The organism is Acinetobacter sp. COS3, from assembly GCF_000475335.1.
GTDB classification, from domain to species: domain Bacteria; phylum Pseudomonadota; class Gammaproteobacteria; order Pseudomonadales; family Moraxellaceae; genus Acinetobacter; species Acinetobacter venetianus.
In genome coordinates this window covers 68,611-88,195 of the sequence record NZ_AXCD01000019.1, presented here as the reverse complement: position 1 = coordinate 88,195, position 19,585 = coordinate 68,611, and the positions used below count along the sequence as shown (strand labels likewise).

General features: G+C 37.9%; 15 protein-coding genes. 6 read left to right on the top strand and 9 right to left on the bottom strand.

The window, feature by feature from the left end; genetic code table 11:
- Positions 1-67: 67 nt before the first annotated feature.
- From IO68_RS25800 to IO68_RS25785, 5 genes are all read right to left on the bottom strand, one after another.
- On the bottom strand, positions 68-3,508 hold the full coding sequence (locus IO68_RS25800) for a DEAD/DEAH box helicase family protein (protein ID WP_023013429.1): 3,441 nt from the start codon (positions 3,506-3,508) through the stop codon (positions 68-70).
- Positions 3,509-3,539: 31 nt separating this feature from the next.
- A complete protein-coding gene (locus tag IO68_RS25795; protein WP_023013428.1) occupies positions 3,540-4,718 on the bottom strand; it encodes a restriction endonuclease subunit S in 1,179 nt (392 codons plus the stop codon).
- Complete coding sequence (locus IO68_RS25790) at positions 4,715-6,196, bottom strand: type I restriction-modification system subunit M (RefSeq protein WP_023013427.1); 1,482 nt, start codon at positions 6,194-6,196, stop codon at positions 4,715-4,717. The genes IO68_RS25795 and IO68_RS25790 overlap by 4 nt, the downstream gene beginning before the upstream one ends.
- A 134-nt stretch (positions 6,197-6,330) precedes the next feature.
- Positions 6,331-6,486, bottom strand: coding sequence for a hypothetical protein (locus IO68_RS33940; RefSeq protein WP_023013426.1), 156 nt, complete (start codon positions 6,484-6,486; stop codon positions 6,331-6,333).
- 77 nt (positions 6,487-6,563) lie between these two features.
- Positions 6,564-7,781 carry a tyrosine-type recombinase/integrase gene (locus IO68_RS25785; protein WP_031234806.1) on the bottom strand — a complete coding sequence of 406 codons (1,218 nt, stop codon included), beginning with the start codon at positions 7,779-7,781 and terminating at the stop codon, positions 6,564-6,566.
- Between the two features lie 337 nt (positions 7,782-8,118).
- On the opposite strand from IO68_RS25785, the gene IO68_RS25780 reads away from it, so the two are divergent.
- A complete protein-coding gene (locus IO68_RS25780; RefSeq protein ID WP_007481726.1) occupies positions 8,119-8,856 on the top strand; it encodes a hypothetical protein in 738 nt (245 codons plus the stop codon).
- Between the two features lie 266 nt (positions 8,857-9,122).
- On the top strand, positions 9,123-11,519 hold the full coding sequence (locus IO68_RS34185) for a YadA-like family protein (protein WP_023013423.1): 2,397 nt from the start codon (positions 9,123-9,125) through the stop codon (positions 11,517-11,519).
- Positions 11,520-11,638: 119 nt separating this feature from the next.
- Here IO68_RS34185 and IO68_RS25775 read toward each other — a convergent pair whose 3' ends face one another.
- A complete protein-coding gene (locus IO68_RS25775; RefSeq protein WP_004878357.1) occupies positions 11,639-12,013 on the bottom strand; it encodes a diacylglycerol kinase in 375 nt (124 codons plus the stop codon).
- 193 nt (positions 12,014-12,206) lie between these two features.
- Between IO68_RS25775 and IO68_RS25770 the strand changes: the two genes are divergently transcribed.
- Positions 12,207-13,274 (top strand): 4-phosphoerythronate dehydrogenase, encoded by a 1,068-nt coding sequence (locus IO68_RS25770; RefSeq protein ID WP_023013422.1) that lies wholly within the window; start codon positions 12,207-12,209, stop codon positions 13,272-13,274.
- Between the two features lie 8 nt (positions 13,275-13,282).
- Positions 13,283-14,254 carry an EF-P lysine aminoacylase EpmA gene (gene epmA, locus IO68_RS25765; RefSeq protein WP_413540712.1) on the top strand — a complete coding sequence of 324 codons (972 nt, stop codon included), beginning with the start codon at positions 13,283-13,285 and terminating at the stop codon, positions 14,252-14,254.
- Positions 14,255-14,274: 20 nt separating this feature from the next.
- On the opposite strand, the gene IO68_RS25760 is transcribed toward epmA, so the two are convergent.
- The 3 genes from IO68_RS25760 to IO68_RS25750 all read right to left on the bottom strand — a co-directional run bounded on the left by IO68_RS25760 (position 14,275) and on the right by IO68_RS25750 (position 16,537).
- The gene (locus IO68_RS25760; RefSeq protein WP_023013420.1) at positions 14,275-15,402 is read right to left on the bottom strand and encodes a helix-turn-helix transcriptional regulator; all 1,128 of its coding nucleotides are present in this window, start codon (positions 15,400-15,402) and stop codon (positions 14,275-14,277) included.
- A gap of 194 nt (positions 15,403-15,596) precedes the next feature.
- Positions 15,597-15,758: a hypothetical protein gene (locus IO68_RS34010; protein ID WP_004878361.1), complete on the bottom strand. Its 162-nt coding sequence runs from the start codon at positions 15,756-15,758 to the stop codon at positions 15,597-15,599.
- A gap of 161 nt (positions 15,759-15,919) precedes the next feature.
- A complete protein-coding gene (locus IO68_RS25750) occupies positions 15,920-16,537 on the bottom strand; it encodes a rhomboid family intramembrane serine protease (protein WP_007481717.1) in 618 nt (205 codons plus the stop codon).
- Positions 16,538-16,690: 153 nt separating this feature from the next.
- Between IO68_RS25750 and nfuA the strand changes: the two genes are divergently transcribed.
- Together nfuA and IO68_RS25740 are read left to right on the top strand one after the other, a co-directional pair.
- Entirely contained in the window at positions 16,691-17,329 is a 639-nt protein-coding gene (gene nfuA, locus IO68_RS25745; RefSeq protein WP_004878363.1) for a Fe-S biogenesis protein NfuA, read from the top strand.
- A gap of 226 nt (positions 17,330-17,555) precedes the next feature.
- Complete coding sequence (locus IO68_RS25740) at positions 17,556-19,565, top strand: ligand-gated channel protein (protein WP_023013418.1); 2,010 nt, start codon at positions 17,556-17,558, stop codon at positions 19,563-19,565.
- Positions 19,566-19,585: the final 20 nt, after the last annotated feature.

Here is a 19,585-nt window from a genome sequence, read left to right as displayed (position 1 = left end):
AATCCTGCTACTGCATAAGCAGCACATATTGGTAAAACCATATTATTTTTCTCCTTTAAAATAAAACCTACGCTACCGCTTCATTAAACGCTTCAACAACGCCAAATATGTTGTCAGCCTCTGCATCATCAAACACTCCATCAATTCCTTCATAGTGGATTTGATTGAAAGGTGGTTCATATAGCTGAGTAGCATCTAAAGTTCCACGCATATTGAGATGATCAATGATCATTTCAATAAAACGAATCTGTTTATCGTTATAGGTTGTACCTTGCAGATACTTTGAAAAAGCTTCTTGTACTGCCTGACGATCTAGACCGACCAAGGAACGAATAAAAAGAGGCAGTGATCTTTCTGTCCCAAAGCACTCTTCAAACTTATCTCGACTTTCAACTTCTTGGGCTTCAAAAACGAAACGTTCTAGCTCACTTAAGTCAGTCGGTGTCAGTGCTAAACCACGCTTTAACTTTGCGATGGTAATATGGTCTTCATTCGCCTTAATAAAGCTCTCTACACGCTTGCGGTACTGGGCAAGGTTTACACCACTTGACACCACTGGAATATCAACCGCTTGCATATCTCCAATTTCATCATCAAGCATGGAGTAGACAATAGTCGATGTGGATTTTTCAATCAGTTTCACCAAGCCGCGAATACGTTTACGCATCGCCTCTAACATTGGCAAGGTGATGCCTTTCCAATATTCAACGGTTTGAATGTCTTGAATCAGCGCAATCTGTTCTGCAACAACAGGAATATTTTCTTTGCTTTCCAGTTTAGAAGCAATTTCAATCACTTTATTGGCATAACTCTGAATCGCTGTATTGTTCTTTTCCAATACTGCCAACTCAAGATTGTAGCAAAGCATATCAAACAATTTAGCTTCTAAAGTTTCAGGCTCAAGTTGGTTTGGTAATTTAGAAATGTGTTCTCGTAATGTACCGATGGCAAGATCATCTAAGTTGTTCCAAGCATCATCATTCTTGAAATGTTCAACATGCTCAAGCTCAGACTTTACAATGAAATTGTCATTGTTCATGGACTTCACTTCAGTCTGTAAACTCTGACGCATATCTTGCTGTACAGCTTTTAATTCTTCGGTGGCATCGTCCTTCGCATTCAGTAAACTCAGGATATTTAAACGTGCTTTAAACAAGCGTTGTCCGAGTGGCTCTGTGGTCGCAACAGGCGCACCATCAGGGTTTTCATTGAAGTATTCAAAGTTAGAGCAATAGTCGAAAATAAAGAATTCTTTTTTATCTTTTTCAGGGCTAAACAATTCTTTGCAGAGGCGTGTACCACGCCCAATCATCTGCATAAACTTCACTTTAGAACGTACAGCTTTAAAGAATACTAAGTTGACCACTTCAGGTACATCAATGCCTGTATCGAGCATATCCACTGAAATCGCAATCTGGGGCTCAGGTAAATCTTTCTTGCTAAAGTCATCAATTAAGCTTTGTGGATACTTAGTGGCATGGGTAATGACACGGGCAAACTTGCCATCATATTGCGGATAGTTTTCATTGAAGCGATCAGCAATAAACTGGGCATGTTTTTGATTGACGGCAAAGATAATGGTTTTACCCAAACGATCACCGCCTTCGGTCTTAATACCATTTTCCATCAAGTGCTTGAGCATTAAATCAATGGTGCCTGTATTAAACAGCTCTTTATTAATCTTGGATGCTGAAACTTCTTCGGGTGCATCTTCATCACCCCAATTCAGACTATCCCAATGTTGTTTTTCCTCTTCGGAAAGTTCGTCATATATCACGCCTTCGCGCATGAATTTAAGTGGTACAGAATAGGCTTTCGGTGGCACGAGATAACCATCGGCAATCGCTTGATCGAGGTCGTAATAATCAGTTGGGACACCACTTTCTAAGCCGAATAAAGCATAGGTATCACGATCGACTTCATCTCGTGGTGTTGCAGTTAAACCTACGAGTAAACTATCGAAATATTTAAAAATTTCACCAAACTTTTGGTATACGCTGCGGTGTGCTTCATCAATAATAATCAGGTCAAACATGCCAGTGCCGAATTGGCGTGTACCGTCCGCATTTTTTTCGTCAATTAAGCCCATCATAGTTTGATAGGTCGAGAAATACACTCGACCAACCTGATTTTTATCCTCAAGTAAATTGACGAATGAGGCATCTTTTAAATTGGCTTTAAAGGCGTTGTGTGCCTGATTGACCAATGAAGTGCGGTCTGCAAGAAATAACGCCTTTTGCACTACATTGGCTTTCATCAACACATCGACCAGTGCAATGGCGGTACGAGTCTTACCTGTACCTGTTGCCATGATCAGCAAGCCTGCACGTTCTTTACGCTGATAGGCTGCAAGCATGGCTTTAATGGCACGAGTTTGGTAGTAACGCTCGACAATGTCCGCATTGATCGGGAAGCTGCTTAAATCAGGGTTGTTCTTACGTCTTTCGATCAGACGTTTGAGTTCTGCCTGAGTATAGAAACCATGCACCAAACGTGGTGGACCACCTTGCACATCATTCCAAATTCGGGTTTTGTAGCCATTGGTATAGAAAATGACAGGGCGTTGTCCTGTTTGTTGCTCTAAGCAGTCTGCATAGAGCTTGGCTTGTTGTTGTCCAATATCAGGGTCTGTTGATGTACGTTTGGCTTCAACCACAGCCAAGGGCAAGCCATTGGCATCATACAGCACATAGTCCACAGCACCTTTACCCGATGAGCTTGGCATGCCTGTAACAGCAACTTCTTCTCGAACCGTTTTACCAATTTCCCAACCTGCTTCTTCAAGCATGAGGTCAATTTTAAGCTTTCGGGTTTCGTCTTCTTTATAGTCGGTATGGTCTTCGATTTTGCTGTTGGCAATCTTGGCTTGTTCAACGTCTGCACGTTTTTGTGCAAGTTCAGCATCTATATTTGCAAGTAATTTTTCACGTTCTTCTAAACTTGCGGACAGTTCAAAAAGTTTTTGCTCACGTTCGCGTAGGGCTTTATGTTGCTCCGCAAACTGTTTTTCTTTAGCTTCTGTTTCTTTTTGCAGTTGTTCTTGGTTGGCGGTGATTTGCTGTGTGTTATCTGCGTTAGGAATCAGTTCAGTTTTAAAAATATGTGGCTGTGAACGGTCTTTTGAAGGTGAACCATAGTTCCGTTCAAACCAAACATACATCAGGAATAAATGGCTGATGTGTTTTACGGTTTCTTCGGTGGTGAGTTGTTTGAACTTTTTCCCATGTACGGCACTGTTGCCGACCATGCGGATGTTGTCCATTTTGTCCCAAATATAAGGGGGAATCAGGTCTTTAAATTTGATGTCATTGAGTAAGTTATGCAGTGATGCATCATAAGGTTGGGTGAGTTTTTTGTCGTATTGATATAGCCAAAGCACAAGGTTTTCAAGTGATGTACGTGCCGCAGCAAGGGCAAATTGAGGGGAAATATACACGAGCTTTTCGGCTTCTTTAGCCGTAGCTGCCAAGCTTTTAAATTCAGGTTCTAAAAACTGAAAATTGCTCATGAATATATTCCCTCATATTTTTAATTAAATGTTATAAAGTGCCGTTAAATGCTTGGTTTTGTAGTGATTCAAATAGGCTTTCAAATAACTTACTAGAATTTTCAAGTGTTGTCTTTAATACTTCAATTTCATTGACTTTTTGTTGAAAATCTTCTTGCAATGAAAGAGGTGGGATTGGTATTTGCATTGCTTTCATTTTAACACCAGTTAAATGTGCAATCGTTGCCACTGTAATATGATCGTCAAACCCACCATTTTTTGAATAGAACCAAAATAACCAAACAAAATATTCAGGTAGTATTTGTGTCATATCTAGGCGAACTCGATGCAACGCTTTTTGAAAAAAACAATTTTCTAAGTCATTTTTCCATATTGCAGCACGCCCAGGTTCACCACCTTCACAAACAAGAACATCTCCGAATTTCAATTCACAGTTTTTCCGATCTTTTTCATTAAACTCCATTTCGAATACATCAGATAGATCAAATCTAAACCATTGAACATTGGCATTTCTTAAGTATTTATATTGATCAATTTCAGAAGATTGTTTTTTCTTATCTAGCATTTTCCCGAGTTTAGATTCACTTATTTCACCAACAGATCTTAAATCCCACCCTTTAGGATTACTTACAGGATCGCCAAACATATCAATAAAGGTGACTCTTAAAAGCTGATCTAACTTTTCAATCGCTTGCTGCCGTTTTTGGCGTAACTCGTCCGCTTGATCTAAAATTGACGCAATTCGGCGTTGTTCTGCAAGTGGTGGGAGTGGGACAGATACAGATTTAACTAATTCTGTATTTAAGTTTTTTACGACTGCACCTGCGGCTAAGCCTGTGAATTTTCGATACATAAAATCACTACCTAATAAGTGATAAAAATAATCTGTATCTACTTTTGTTTTGTCAGCACTTAAAACCAACCAGCCATCATGAATACAACCAGTCGTTTTCATGATGTAAGGACGACCAAAACTCATCGAATTAGTCAATAGAAAATCATTTGGATGCACTAAACGAGTTTTATGCAGACCTTCAGGTTCAATCTTTTTTTCAGTTTTATAAATATATTTTGAACTATTAGATGCATCTTTAATGCTAATCCAATTTAATCCATTAGGATCATCTGTAATATATTGATCAATCGGACGTGGAGAACCACCACGAGCAATTTCGAAAATATCACCTAACTTAACTTGCTCCCAACTCACTTAAGCATCTCCTTAAGCGTAGCCATTCCTTTTAAAATATCCTGCTCAAGCACTTCTAAATCCGCCAAAATTTTACTTGGTGCTTCATATTCCACTTGCTCATATACCACTTCCTTATAACGGTTAATCGACAAGTCATAACCATTGGCAGCAATATCCGCTTTATCCACCATAAAGCTTTGCTCTGTGGCTTGACGAGAACTTTCCGCTTCCAAGTTTTTAAAACGCGCAATAATGTCAGGAATGTTGTTATTTTCATGCTTAGACGCATCAAGTTCATTACGCTTATCATCTAGCGAATAACCATCTGCCTGCATATCATAAAACCAAACTTTGTCCGTACCGCCTGACATGGTTTTGGTAAAAATCATAATCGCAGTCGAAACCCCTGCATACGGCTTAAACACCCCTGAAGGCATTGAAATAATTGCTTCAAGCTTTTGTTCTTCTACAATCTTTTGACGTAATGCTTTATGTGCAGTTGACGAACCAAATAACACACCATCAGGCACAATCACCGCAGCACGACCGCCAGTTTTTAACAAACGTAAGAACAAGGCTAAAAACAGTAATTCAGTCTTTTTGGTTTTTACTACAGCTTGAATGTTCTTGGCACAGCTTTCATTGTCCAAACTGCCTGCAAATGGCGGATTGGCTAAAATCAAACTGTATTTTTCCGCAATATGTGAATGTGCTTCGCTTAATGAGTCACGGTTTTCAATTCGTGGGTTTTCAACACCGTGCAGCATCATGTTCATTGAACCAATGCGAAGCATGGTGCTATCAAAGTCATAACCAAAAAAAGTTTCTTCACTAAAGCGTTTTGCCGCTTCAGGATTGGCAAAAATCTCAGTGCTGTAATGATCGTTTAGGTATTCACTTGCAGCCACCAAAAAGCCCGCTGTACCACACGCAGGATCACAAATGGTATCGGTTGGTTTTGGCTGCATCAACTCCACAATCATTTTGATGATATGGCGAGGCGTACGGAACTGACCATTTTGACCTGCTGATGCAATTTTACCGAGCATGTACTCGTAAATATCACCCTTTGTGTCTTTATCATCCATTGGCACATCCGCAACCAAATCCACCACTTTGGTGAGTAGCGCAGGCGTAGGAATGGTAAAACGTGCATCCTTCATGTGATGGCTATAGGTGGTTTCGTCTTCTGCACCTAAGTTTTTAATGAAAGGAAAGACTTCATTGGCAACCGTGTTATACAACGTTGTAGCATCGCCTAAAGTAATAAACTTTGACCAACGAAGATGATCTTGCTCAGGTGTGAAAATTGGATGTTCTACAGCAGTTTTTAAGCGGTTGGCTTTCTTTTCTTTTGTGATCTGAATTTCATCCAGTCGGCGAATAAATAGCAAATAAGTCATTTGCTCCATGACTTCTAAAGGATTGGAAATACCACCACTCCAAAATGCATTCCAAATCTGGTCAATTTTGCTTTTAATTTCGCCTGTAATCACGTAGATGACTCTCAAATTTCTTTGAGAGTATTGTGTTGAATTTTAGATGAAAAAGCTATGATAAATTAGAAAGATGAGACAACTTGTGTCGCAAAAAAATTGCCTATATTTTGAGATATTGGCATCAAATCATTTTATTTTTCATCAATCCAAGCGTGATAAACTTCGTAAGCCCATTTCATTGAGAAGGAGATTTCATCCTCTCTAAGTATGAGCTCAATTACTTCAAGACGATGACTTACGTCTTCTAATTCATAAAAATCAAGATCGCCCTTAAATTTATTATTCATGTTTTTAAATCTCATTAGATTAGTGTTTCAAAACTATAAATATAGTTGTAAGTGATACATGTAGGTGTGTCAGTTGTTTATGAAACAAAGCCCCAACTATCTACATGATCAGCCCACCATTGCATCATAGTTTTACGATCATTTAACCATTGAGCATGATTGTATGTCGCCCGTGTTTTATTATCCGAAACGTGGGCAAGCTGTATTTCAACCCAATCCTTATTAAAACCATTCTCATTTGCAATTGTTGAAGCTGTTGCTCTTAGGGCATGCATGCTGAATTCTAATTTCATATTATGAAGGGCAGTATTTAATGTAGTTTTACCCATCATTTCACCATCTTCACCTGCAAAAATATATTCGCTATTGGGGTAAAGAGCAAATTGCTCTTTAATGATTTGTATGGCTTGATTTGATAAAGGGACAACATGCATTCTGTTCTTTTTCATATTACGCTTTCCAGCCAAAATATCAGCCTGTGATACTGTTGGAATAGTCCACGTCCTATCTTCAAAATTAATATATTCCTTTTTGCCTCGACGTATTTCAATGCTTCTAAGCCATGTATATGTTGCCACTTTGATAGCATTCCTTGTACTAGTAGAGCCACCGTATGTATTGAGCTTAGACATAAGTTCTCTTTTTTCAGATTCGGTCAAGGGTCTGGCATGAGTTACTTCTGGCTGCTTTATGTAGCCTCTAAGGACGTAGGTAGGGTCAATAGAAATACGTTTTGTGATAATGGCATATTCCATGACTTCACCTATTATTTGCCTAACAAAAATTCCCTTAACTTCCCCTGTACCTCTTCCTGATTTTTTGATTCTTGCCATAGTACTATCAAGAACATTTTTAATATCAATCGAGTCGATCTCATGGATAGGTTTATTACCGATAAGAGGATAAACATCTTTCTCAAAATAACTGCTGCGGCGTTGTTCCCATTCCTTTGATTGTTGAGTTTTTCGAGAATTCATAAATTCGTTGGCGACTAAACGGAATGTACCATTATTTGCTTTGATTGCTTCAAGGCGTTCTTTTTTTTGATGGCTTATTGGGTCTACTCCTTTAGCGAGTTGTTCTCGATATTCCATTGTTTTCAAGCGAGCGTATGCTAAAGTAATTTCGGGATATTGACCGATTGTGAGCATTTTTGCTTTAGTAAGAAATCGGTAGCGATAACGCCAGAATTTGCTACCAGATGGGCGGATTTCTATACAGAGTCCTGAATGATCAGCCACGCGGTATAATTCTTCACGTGGTTTTAAGCTTTTGATTTTAAGATCGTTTAGCATATGTTGTGAGTAACGGTATTTTTGAAAGTGCTTACTCACAATCTTACTCACAAAAATTGGTAATTGCATGTATCACATTGTTATGGACCGTTAGAATAAAAATATTTTTAAATCAATTGGATAGGTTGTAATGTAATTTGTATTTAGTGAAGGTTAGATTATTAATTGGCATGATGTAATCACATCATTGTCCAAATCATAAAAATCCCTGCTAATGCAGGGATTTTTTACGTTTCTAGTATAGAAAATACTTTAGGAAAACGTTACTAATAAATTGATTCATATTAAAAATACATGAATCATACTTAAATTTTTATAAACGGTTTTGGAGAAATAAATGTATAAATATTGCCTGTATATGCTGAGTTGTGGATTATTCATTCCCCATGCGCAAGCAGAAAGTCTTAAAGACTCTTTTATTGGCGATACGAAAGTGTTTGTAAATATTTATGGTTTTGCTGCTGATATTGATGGAAAAATTGGTTATCAGGGAATGAATTATCATTTAGATCAACCATTCAAAGATACGCTAGATTCATTAGATAAAGCATTAATGGGACATTTTGAAATAGCTAAAGGCAAATGGGGCGTTTATTCGGATATTCAATACGTGAAGACTGAAGAAGAAAAACAGGTTTATTCCTATCCGATAGCATTATCAACAAAAGTGAATTTAAGTAATTTAGGAATTTATTATCGAGCCTATGAGCAGTATCCGCAGGGAAAAGGTTTGGTGATTGAACCTACTTTGGGCTTTAACTACACGGATTTAGAGGGGAATTTAGGCGCTTTGGGAAAAGTGGTTGCAGTAGAGAAAGATTGGTTCGAATACTTTGGTGGTGCGCGTTTTCGTTACAACACAGACTCTCCTTGGAACATTGCTGCTCAATATACTTATGGCACTGAACAAACACAAATTGCTCAAGCATATGTAGGATATCGCCAAAAAGTATTCTCAGCACCTATCAACTTTAGAGTTGGATATCGTTATGTATCTCAGGATTATAAAAGTGGTAGTTTTAAATGGGATACTGAGCAGAAAGGTCCTGTAGTAGGGATTGGTTTCGCATTTTAGATCATTTTTATATCAGCATATATTTAACAATATGTTAGATATATGCTGAATGTTACGAAAAATTAATCTGTAAAAATAATTAAAAAATAAATTTGTTTAAGTTTATATCAAGTATTTTTATACCCCAATTGGGGAATGGATCAAAAAATTATGATTCAGTAATGTATTACCTACTGACAATGTTTAATACATTCCCTTAATAATTCCTAATATTTATATATCAGAAGTTATTAATGGGGTAATTAAAGAAAAGGTAGGGATATTCTATGAATCAAGTTAATAAAATCATAAATTTCAGAAATACTGAAATTAAACTCAGTAAGCTCGCGATGGCTTTGGTTTTAGTGATGGGAAGTGGTCAAGTAGAAGCTGCAGTTTGTGAAAGTGGGGGGACATCGGTCACTTGTGGTGTATCGAATCAAGCATTGGGACAAAATAGTATTGCGTTTGGAGTGGGTAATTCTTCATATTTATATAGTGCAGCTATTGGTTATGCTAATAGTTCTAGTGAATGGAATACTGCCGTAGGTGTAAATAATCGTGCTGTGGGACGTGGTAGTAGCGCTATTGGGAATGGTAACACAGCATTAGCTGAAAGTAGTCAAGCTATTGGTGGTCAAAACACTGCATCTGATCGCAATAGCCTTGCTATAGGGAATCATAATAAGAGTTTGGGTTATCGTAGTAGTGCCGTAGGAAATAATAATATAGCCAATGGTACAGGTAGTGTTGCGATTGGTTCAAATATGTTAACACAACAAAGCGGGGCTAGTGCATTTGGTGCGTCATCTGGATCAAATTATTATATAGCAAGTGATGATGGTGCAAAGTTGATAGAAATCAATGGCATTTCAGTTACTGCAACAGACTTAACAATCTCATCGATTACTCATATTAATGGTATTGAAGTTGAATCTCAGAATGTGGATAACTTGATTGGTACGCTACAACAAGGTGGTTCCGTTGCTTTGGGTAAAAGTAGTACAGTGGTGGGTAGTCAAAATATAGCAGTAGGAAATAACAGTAGTGTATTTGGTCATAACAGTACTGCTTTAGCCGATAATGCAACGGCGCTTGGTGTAAATGCTATTGCAGATGAAGCTAATACGATTTCAGTTGGAAGATCTGGTGCAGAAAAGCGAATTACCAATGTAGCGACGGCAACAAAAGATACAGATGCTGTTAATTTAAAACAACTTAAAGAGCAGGACGCTCAAACATTAGCTGATGCCAAAACATATATTGATGATACGACGACGACATTAAGAGCAGAAGTTACTGCAGAAACCGAGCGTTTAAATCAGGAAATTGCAAAGGTGACAAATGGTGATGCTCAGACATTAGCCGATGCAAAAGCATATGCAGATGAAACAGCAACAACATTACGTTCAGAAGCAGCAACCGAGTCTGCTCGTTTAGATAAGGCGATTGCAGATGGAAATACATCAACTTTAGCCGATGCAAAAGCATATGCAGATGAGACAGCAACTACATTACGTTCAGAAGCAGCAACCGAGTCCGCTCGTTTAGATAAGGCGATTGCGGATGGAAATGCATCAACATTAGCATCTGCGAATAAAACGACAGCAGATACGGCTACAGCGATTCGCAATGAAGTGAAGGATAGCAACGCAAAAACATTAGCAGATGCAAAGGCTCATACAAATAGTATAGCAGCTACAACCTTAAACAATGCTAAACAATATACAGACCAAAGCAGTTCATCCGTTTTAGAGCAGGCGAAAGCATATACGGATGCGAACGCAAATGGTTCGCCATTTGTAGCACTGCAAAGTAATGATGGTGATGAGTTGGCTAAAGCAGAAGGGACGCGATCTATTGCGATCGGCGTTGGTGCTGTTGCACAAGGTGAGCAGGCAATTGCAATCGGTGTGGGAAATCAGGTCACTGGGAATCACTCGGGTGCAATTGGTGATCCAAACGTCGTAAGCGGTAATGCTAGTTATGCTGTAGGTAATAACAATACCGTAAATGGAGATAATACTTTCGTTTTGGGTAACAATATAAATACTAATGCAACCAATGCAGTTGTGTTAGGAAATGCGTCCACATCTGATCGAGATAATACGGTTTCAGTGGGTTCTGTTGGTGGTGAACGTCAGATTATTCATGTAGCTGCAGCTACGGCAGATACAGATGCAGTAAATCTTAAACAAATGAATATGGCGGATACGGCAACTTTGGTATCTGCAAAAATGCATACGGATAATACGGCAACAACATTGCGCCATGAGGCAGCAGTAGAAAGTACACGTGTCAACAAAGCTATTGTTGATGGTGATAAAGCAACTTTAGTCAGTGCTAAAGGCTACACTGATGCTCGTGTAGCTACTTTTGATCGTAGTATTAATCAACTAAATAATCGTGTTAATCAGTTAAATACTAGAGTTGATGATGTAGAGCGTACAGCCTACCGTGGGATTGCAATTGCATTGGCTGCACAACAAGCTGTACCTAGCATTCAACCTGGTCAAGTCGCTGTATTTGGTGGTGTTGGCCATTATGAAGGTGAAACTGCCGGTTCTATTGGTATTGTAACATCATTTACGAATCGTATTTCTGCTAGTGGGGCCTTGGGGTTCGCAGGTGGTGATGAATTCGGTGGTCGTGTAGGTGTTGCTTACGTCTTTGGCGGTAAGTAATAGTAAAAAATACTTAAAATACTAAAGAAAACCTGAGTTTATAAATAAATTCAGGCTTTCTTTTAAAACAGTTCATTTTTAAGGTTGTCTCTACCCAGCAAAGGAGACAACCTCTTTTTTTATTTAAATAAAATAATTACCCAAGTAAAGAAAATAATGGCTAAAGAAACAAATTGAGCTGCGCTCCCCATATCTTTCGCATTCTTAGACAATTCATGTTTTTCCAAAGAAATACGATCTACAACAGCTTCGATAGCTGAATTAAATAACTCAACGATAATTGCTAATAGGCAAACAGCAACCATTAATGCTTGTTCTAACGCCGATACATGAACAAAGAAACTCAATGGAATCAGAATTAGATTGAGCAAAATGACTTGTCTAAATGCGGCTTCATGACTAAAAGCAGCCTTGAATCCAGCAAGTGAATAGCCTGTCGCGTCAAAGATTCGTTTAAGACCATTTTTGCCTTTATAAGGAGAATAAAGAGACATAGTGAAAGGAGAAAGAAAGGGGATATGCTTATTATAAAATTAAAAATAGGATTCGGGATTGGCAATACATCGCAACAATGCATCAAAATTTTAGTGCTTATTGCAATATTGTATGCAAGTTAAACAGATTTGAATTGTCAAATTTGCCTATGCTAAGGATAATAAGTGTTGATTTTCTATAGGACGGTTCTGCATGAAAATTATCGCAGATGAAAATTTGGCATTTACCGATTATTTCTTCGCGGAATTTGCAGAAATTCAGCATAAAGCAGGGCGAACACTCGCACATGCCGATGTTGAAAATGCTGATGCATTGCTAGTGCGATCAGTCACAAAAGTAAATCATGATCTTATTGACCAAACAAAAATTAAGTTTGTGGGTAGTGCAACGATTGGGACTGATCATTTAGATATTCAAGTTTTAGAGCAAAAACATATTCGATGGAGTAATGCAGCGGGTTGTAATGCTCAAGCCGTAGCTGAATATGTAATTACTGCTTTATTGCATTTAAATATTGATCTATTAGAACAAAATAGCGCATTTACGTTGGCTATTGTGGGTTTGGGAAATGTTGGAAGCCGTCTTGCAGTGATGGCACAACTCCTTGGCTGGCATGTGATCGGTTATGATCCATATGTACAACTTGATGGCATTGAGAATGTTGCTTTTGAGCAGCTTTTAAAAAGAGCTGATGCGATTTCAATTCATGTACCATTAACAAAATCAGGCGAATATCCAACACAGCATTTATTTAATCAAGCTGCCTTTGCTCAAATGAAAGATTCGACGATTTTAATTAATAGTGCGCGTGGACCAGTGATTCAGCAATCTGCATTAATTGAAAATATTGAAAAGACAAAACGCCAAGTAGTGTTAGATGTGTTCGAGTTTGAGCCTGAAATTTCACAGCAATTACTCGATCAGCTCGCTCTTGCAACACCACATATTGCAGGTTATAGCTTGGAAGGTAAAGCGAGAGGTACACAGATGATCTATGAGGCCTTTTGTAATACCTTCGGTTATAAGGCATCGAAACGATTTGAAAGCCAATTGCCAAGTGTCGAACAGTATTTTGAGCAGCATGATTTAAAAACTGCACTTAAACAGCATTTGGTACAAATTTATAATATTGCTGAAGATGATCGACAACTTCGTGCTTGTGTTGAAGCGGGTAAGGTTGAACAAAGAGCGTTTGATCTACTGCGTAAGAATTATCCATTGCGCCGTGAATGGGCTGCACATGGAGGGCCTAAAGCGTGAGTGAGACAGTGAATCGTTATCAACCGACATGTTCTATCGATGCACTCAAAGCACGTGCAGCAATGTATCAAAAAATCCGTCAGTTTTTTGCTGAGCGTGGTGTTTTGGAAGTGGAAACTCCTATTCTCTCACAGGCAGGCGTGACGGATGTTCATTTAGCATCAGTACAAGTGCAGCGTCATATTTATGGCAAGTTAAACACGCAATATTTGCAGACTTCACCTGAATTTCCAATGAAACGTTTATTGGCCAGTGGTAGTGGGGCAATTTATCAAATCTGTAAAGTATTTCGTGATGATGAACATGGTCGTAAGCACAATAGTGAATTTACAATGTTGGAATGGTATCGGCCAGCTTTAGATTTAAAAGGATTAATGCATGAAACAGCTGATTTACTTGAGCTGTGTCTATCTCACCGTTTTGGTGAAGTTCGTCCTTATCTTTTAAGCTATAAGCATGCATTCCAAGATCGTTTAGAGATTAATCCTTTACAAGCAAGCTTAGAGCAGTTGAAGAGCGTAGCAAATCGAGTTGGATTGAATCTTGATCTAGGTGATGATCGCCTAGCGTATATGGATTTATTATTTTCCCATTTTGTTGAGCCGAGCTTAGGTTTTGATGGGCCTGTTTTTCTGACTGATTTCCCTCCTGAAATTGCCTCTTTAGCGAAGGTAAAACAAGATGAAGATGGGGAACTTGTTGCAGCGCGTTTCGAGGTTTATATCGAAGGTTTAGAACTTGCCAATGCATATGATGAATTGTTAGATGCAGATGTTTTAGCCGCTCGTTTTGAAGCTGATAATACTGAGCGTTTAAAGCAAGGTTTGCCAACAATCCCGACTGATCACAACTTATTGGCAGCTTTACCTAATATGCCTGAATGTTCAGGAATAGCCTTGGGAATAGATCGTTTGTTGATGGTGTCAATGAATAAGATGAAAATTGACCAAGTGATTGCATTTCCAGCTGAGATTGCATAGTAAAAAGATATTTAAACTATTTATAGAAACTGCATTAGTAGCTGGATCAATCCAGCTTGCCGATTGGTTTTGGTCTTCTTAAAAATAGATTTTAGATGTTTTTTAACCGTATCTAATTGGATTTCATGAGAGAGCGCAATTTCTTTGGTTGTTTTACCTTCTAGTAATTGCTCACATATCTTATGTTCCACAGGTGTGAACATAAATAGTTGTGTATAAAGCTCTTTCTGATATTTAGGACGGTGTTGAAGCCCAGAAAATGTTGCAAGTAAAACGGGGCGTAATCCAAAAATTTTATGCGTCTTTTCTGGGCTAAGTAAGTCTAATGTTAGAAATAAATCATCGCTGAGCATCATGATTTTCGTCTGTTCTTTAGAATCAAGTTGTCTATGATTTTTATAATTTCTTTCTAATTCTATTAGGTTTTGATCAAACAGCTGCTGATGATGTTCATTCAGGCTAAAACGACGCTGTTTAATTTGAATCAGCTCATTATTTTCAAATAATTGTTCTGCTTCAGCATTTATCTCTAAGATATCACCATTTAGATTAATAATCGCAATTGGCTGCTTCATCTTTTGGATCAATTGTGATCCGAGCAGTGTCATTGTAGAATATTCAAAATGATGTCGATATTGCTGAATTTTTTGCTGTAAAATTGGCAAAATCTCATAGATCGGTTGTAATTCTGAACAATTTAAGCTACCTCGATCTTGGCTACTGAGGAAAGCTAAAATAACACAAACTTTTTGATCATATATGACTTGAATCGCAGAACAGAATCTTAAATCTAGGGGTTGTAATACTTGTTGATAGACTTCAGTTCGGGTGATTTCATGTTCTTGAAAATGTTGTGAACAATGCATCCAACCATTCATTGGTGCTAGTAACATTTTTTTTAAGCGAGGGTCATCATCTATGGCTAGACGGATTTGTTTTAAAGCGGCTTGTTCGAGTTGATTTTCATCAAGATTTACGCCGTGATGGACACTGAAAGACAGAGCTTGTACTTCCAGATCAACGGCTAAAAGCTGTGATGCTTGAACATTAAAATGGAGATTGAGCTGTTCTAGAAAATTAATCCAATCATCTGCATGTTGAACCTTATTCAATATTTCGGTAACGACACAGGGCTGGATTAGATTCATCTTAGAAATCCCATAAAAATGAATAAAATACATTTCCCTATATAGTATATGGGTTTTACGAAAATGAAATCCAAGAACAGAAAAAAAGTGATGTTTTTTGCAATTATCTGATGGAGTAAATCTTATTTTAGATGCTTATTGTAGGAAGTTTAGACTACCTAAGCCCATTGCAATGAGCTTAGGTTGGAAACTGATTAGCAGCGACCTTTCTTCGCTTGACCAGGAGGACAGAAATTACCTGAACCACCATGATTATGATCTGGATCAACGACGACACTGCCGTGAGGTGTGTGTACAGCACAACCTGATAATCCAACAAAGAATAATGCGCTTAAGCACAATAAAGTTTTTTTCATGATTTCATCCCAATCTTTATGTTTTTCCATAGAAACTTTAAGGGTATATTCGATTTTCTACTAGATAAAAAATGAAATTTTTAACTAATATTTGTATCAATGATGATATTTAAAAGCCTCAAATATGAGGCTTATTTTTCAATTGAATTTATTTTCAGATTTTAAAAAGGTAATTTAGTCAGTTGATTAAGGAAGTGTGGAACAACTCTAGGCTCTAATAAGATTGTGACGACGACACCATAAGCAGCTCCCCAAAGATGAGCGCTGTGATTGATGTTGCTATTGCCGCGTTTCCCTGACCAGATGCTATATGCGACATATAAAATTGCAAAAATAATCGCGGGTACTGGAATGAAAAATACAAAAATTAAGTTCCAAGGTTGAAACAGAATATAGGCAAATAAAACTGCAGATACAGCTCCTGAAGCCCCAAGACTTGCCCAACGTACATCATTTTTATGTTTCAAATAGCTTGGTAGTATAGCAAAAATCAAACCACCTAGATAAAACAACACAAAGCCCATGTCGTAGAAAAACTGACGATAAAAACTCTCAATGATATTCCCAAAAAAGAACAGGGTAATCATATTAAAAAGTAAATGTGTACCATCAGCATGGACAAAACCATGGGTAATGAAACGATCAAATTGACCACGTTGCATTGCAGGAGGCCAAAAAATCAGACGGTTCATCACTGCCTGATTGGAGAATGCCAATAAAGAAATTGCAACTGTGATAATGATAAGCGTCACAGTATGGCTAAAGGGTAGATGTAACATAAATGTTTTAAATTGATCAGTGTCTAAGCAATAATGCCATTAAAAACTTAATAAACAATGATCTTGCATATAATTCCTACAAAAATGGTTGATTTTTTTTTATTACCCTCCATCTTCGGTTAATATAACGACATCAGCTTGAGGATTATTGTTATGTCGACTGAGAACACCAACACTGCTGTCGCAGAAGAAATTCCAAACCTTTTGATTACTCCCTCTGCACAAGAGTATTTACGTGATTTATTAGCAAAGCAAAATACTCCAGGAATTGGCGTTCGTGTTTTTGTAGAGCATCCGGGTACACCACGTGCAGAGTGTTGTATGGCTTATAGTGCACCTGAAGAAGTTGTGCCAACAGACTATAAGCAGGATTATCCAGACTTTCCAGCCTATGTAGATGCACCATCAATTCCATATTTGCTTGATGCTGTAATTGACTACAACAAAGATCGTTTTGGTGGACAATTAACATTCCGTGCACCTAACTCGAAGGTTCCACGTGTTGGTCCAGATGCTTCAATTGAAGAGCGCATTACTTATGTACTTCAATCTGAAATTAACCCGAGCTTAGAAGGGCATGGTGGTAACTGTAGTCTTGTTGAAGTTCAGGATGATGCAGAACACGGTCTAACTGCTGTATTAAAATTCGGTGGTGGTTGCCAAGGTTGTTCAGCGATTGATGTAACTTTAAAGCAAGGTGTTGAAACCACATTAAAGCAACACGTTCCTGAGTTACAGCGTGTCGTTGATCAAACTGACCATAGCCAAGCAGAAGGCGCATATTTTAAGTAAAAAACTTGAAATATCATCTATTGGAAAAGGCCCTTTCGAGGGCTTTTTTCATGTCAGAAAAACATCAGTAAATATTTTTCTTTGTTTCATAACAAGATGTAGAACAAAAAAGATGAATATATAAATAATAATAATTATCATTTGTATTGAGTTTTATTTATTTTTTGTTAGAATTCTACTAAATTTTTTAAGCAAATCTTAAGATTTGTCATGTTTAGGTGGGAATATGTCCAATAAATTAGCTCGTCAATCACTACTCGCCATTTCTGTTCTTGGTAATATGATTGCAATCGCAAATGCGAACGACACTCAGACAAACGAAGTTACTCAACTAGAAAAAATTGTGATCACAGCAAGTGGCTTTGAGCAAGATATTAAAAAAGCTGCTGCTTCTATTTCAGTTCTCACACAAGAAGAAATTAATAAAAAAGCTTATCGCGATGTCACTGATGCATTGAAAGATGTACCTGGGGTTGTGGTAACAGGCGGTGGAAGTTCAAGTGATATTAGTATCCGTGGTATGGGGAGTGCTTACACAGTCATTATGGTTGATGGAAAAAAAGTAAACACGCGTTCTGTAAGACCAAATAGTGATAACTCTGGAATTGAACAGGGATGGTTACCTAATATTGGTGCGATTGAGCGAATTGAAGTAATTCGTGGTCCAATGTCAGGCTTATATGGTTCTGATGCCATGGGCGGGGTAATTAATATTATTACTAAGAAAAATACCAATGAATGGACTGGATCAATCAAGCTAGATACGACATTACAAGAAAACTCAAAATCAGGAAATATTTACCAAACCAATGCATATATTGCAGGTCCTTTAATTGCGAATCTTTTATCTTTCAAAGCCAATGGTTTGTATTCGCAACGTGATGAAGATGAAATTTATGGCGGTTATAGTGAGCAAAAAATTCGAGCAGGCGGGGCAGCATTAACACTTACGCCAAATGATCAACATACTTTTGATTTGGAATATCAACGTTCAATTCAAAATCGTGATGCAACGGTTGGCAAGAGTATTTCGCCAATTCAAACAGGCAGAAATCCACCAGTAAACTCACTCACAGATTATTACCGTACAGAATACAGTTTGACACACCGTGGTACACTTGGTGCAGTGGAAACACATTCTTATATTCAACGTGAGGAAAATGAAAATCCATCACGTAATATGGAAGCGATTAATACGACATTTAATACAATCAATAAAATTAATTTTGATCGTCAAAGTCTCAGCTTTGGTGGGATGTATTTAAAAGAAGAATTAGAAGATAAAGGTAATCAATTGAGCATCGGTGGTTCTACACCTGTTTCTAGCTTAGATCGTTATAACTGGGCTCTATTTGCTGAAAATGCATGGAACATTGTGGATGATTTCACTTTGACAACTTCATTACGTCTAGATGAAGACGAGAAGTTTGGTGATCATTGGAGTCCAAAGATTTATGGCGTTTGGGGTTTAAATGATAACTGGGTGATCAAAGGCGGTGTATCTACAGGTTATAAAACACCAGCATTGCGTGCAACTGTTGCTGAATGGGGACAAGCAACAGGCGGTGGACAAAGTAAGGGAGTTATTGTCGGTAATCCTGATCTAAAACCAGAGAAAAGTGTGAACTATGAAGTGTCATTTAACTGGGACAATTTAGATAACTTAAATGCTGGCTTAACACTATTTAATAGTGAGTTTAAAGATAAAATCACTGAAGTCAGAACTTGTCAGGGTGAGAATGTTGGTGCGTTAGAGTGTGATTGGTTAGGTGAAAAATTTGACTTTGTTAGCTTACGTGAAAATGTTGATAAAGCCAGCATGCGTGGTGCGGAAGTAACGTTTGGTTGGCAGGCTCTGCCAAATGTAAATGTATCTGCAAATTATACCTTCACGGATACAGAGCAAAAAAGTGGTATCAATAAAGGAAAACCTTTAAATGAAATGCCAAAGCATATGTTCAATACAACTGCTGACTGGGAAATTAATGATCAATTCTCAAGCTGGGGACGTGTCAACTATCGCAGTAAAACATCTGATTATTTGAGCCGTACCGCAATGGCAAAAGGTAAACCTGCTTATACGATGGTTGATGTTGGATTGAACTATAAGCCAACACAAAACATCGCAGTTGCAGCAGGCGTTTATAATTTATTTGACAAAGAGATTGATAAAGATACCTATAACTATGTCTTAGATGGTCGTCGTTATAATCTCGGTGTGACTTATAGCTTCTAAGTTGATTGCAAGAAAGGTAA

Coding starts and splice junctions, on each gene's coding strand:
- IO68_RS25800 (WP_023013429.1), bottom strand. CDS start 3,508: ATGAGCAATTTTCAGTTTTTAGAACCTGAATTTAAAAGCTTGGCAGCT.
- IO68_RS33940 (WP_023013426.1), bottom strand. CDS start 6,486: ATGAATAATAAATTTAAGGGCGATCTTGATTTTTATGAATTAGAAGAC.
- IO68_RS25785 (WP_031234806.1), bottom strand. CDS start 7,781: ATGCTAAACGATCTTAAAATCAAAAGCTTAAAACCACGTGAAGAATTA.
- IO68_RS25780 (WP_007481726.1), top strand. CDS start 8,119: ATGTATAAATATTGCCTGTATATGCTGAGTTGTGGATTATTCATTCCC.
- IO68_RS34185 (WP_023013423.1), top strand. CDS start 9,123: ATGAATCAAGTTAATAAAATCATAAATTTCAGAAATACTGAAATTAAA.
- IO68_RS25775 (WP_004878357.1), bottom strand. CDS start 12,013: ATGTCTCTTTATTCTCCTTATAAAGGCAAAAATGGTCTTAAACGAATC.
- IO68_RS25770 (WP_023013422.1), top strand. CDS start 12,207: ATGAAAATTATCGCAGATGAAAATTTGGCATTTACCGATTATTTCTTC.
- IO68_RS25760 (WP_023013420.1), bottom strand. CDS start 15,402: ATGAATCTAATCCAGCCCTGTGTCGTTACCGAAATATTGAATAAGGTT.
- IO68_RS34010 (WP_004878361.1), bottom strand. CDS start 15,758: ATGAAAAAAACTTTATTGTGCTTAAGCGCATTATTCTTTGTTGGATTA.
- IO68_RS25750 (WP_007481717.1), bottom strand. CDS start 16,537: ATGTTACATCTACCCTTTAGCCATACTGTGACGCTTATCATTATCACA.
- nfuA (WP_004878363.1), top strand. CDS start 16,691: ATGTCGACTGAGAACACCAACACTGCTGTCGCAGAAGAAATTCCAAAC.
- IO68_RS25740 (WP_023013418.1), top strand. CDS start 17,556: ATGTCCAATAAATTAGCTCGTCAATCACTACTCGCCATTTCTGTTCTT.